The sequence below is a fragment of the Anaeromyxobacter oryzisoli genome, assembly GCF_022690765.1.
Classification (GTDB): Bacteria; Myxococcota; Myxococcia; order Myxococcales; family Anaeromyxobacteraceae; genus Anaeromyxobacter; species Anaeromyxobacter oryzisoli.
The window spans coordinates 1-922 of record NZ_JALCZA010000174.1; the positions used below are offsets into that span (position 1 = coordinate 1).

Below are 922 nucleotides of genomic sequence, written 5' to 3' on the forward strand. Positions count from 1 at the left end.
TTGTTAATCCAGACCTCGCTCGGAACCGCGCCCGCCGACGGGGCGCCGGCGGGGAACCGCTCGGGCCGGGCGGCGAACGCGGCCGCGAGGACCAGGTCGCGTGCCTCGAGTCGGGCGGCCGCGAGGCCGTGGTGAACGTCGTGCGGCGTCACCAGGCCGAGTCCGCCGTGGCGGTGCTCGGTGTTGTACCAGCGGAAGAAGTCGGCGCAGTGCGCGCGCCCGTCCTCGATGGAGCCGAAGCGTTCCGGAAAATCGGGCCGGTACTTCATCGTCTTGAAGTGCGACTCGGAGAACGGGTTGTCGTTCGAGACGTGCGGCCTCGAGTGGCTCTTCGTGACGCCCATGTCGGCGAGCATCAGCGCGACCGGCTTCGAAGTCATCGAGGTGCCGCGATCGGCGTGGATGGTGAGCTGGCCGCGCTGGATGCCCTGGCGTTCACAGGTTTCGCGGATGAGCCGCTCGGCGAGCACCGCCGTCTCCCGGTGCGCCAGCATCCAGCCGATGACGTACCGGCTGTAAACGTCGAGGATCACGTACAGGTAGAAGTAGGTCCACTTCTGCGGGCCGAGCAGCTTCGTGATGTCCCAGCTCCAGAGCTGGTTCGGCGCGGTAGCGAGCAGTTCGGGCGCCTTGTACTTCGGGTGCCGCAGCTGGTTCCGCCGCTCGCGGACCTCCGCGTTCTCAGCGAGGACCCGGTACATCGTGCGCTCCGAGCAGAGATACCGGCCCTCGTCGAGCAGCGTGGCGTAGACCTGGGCGGGCGCGAGCTCCGCAAACCGGGGCTCGTGCAGGACGTCGAGCACGGCGCGTCGTTCCGCGGCGCCGAGCGCGCGGTGGCTGCTCCTCTTCGCGCGCGGCGGGCGCGGCTTGAGCGCGCGGTAGTAGGTAGCCTTCGGCAGTCCCAGCGCGGCGCACGACGACG

1 protein-coding gene is annotated in these 922 nt (G+C 69.5%); it reads right to left on the reverse strand.

Annotated elements, in window-relative coordinates:
* Positions 1-922 (reverse strand): IS3 family transposase (locus tag MNZ27_RS23245; protein ID WP_242396435.1); only part of this gene is annotated, 922 nt, incomplete at both ends.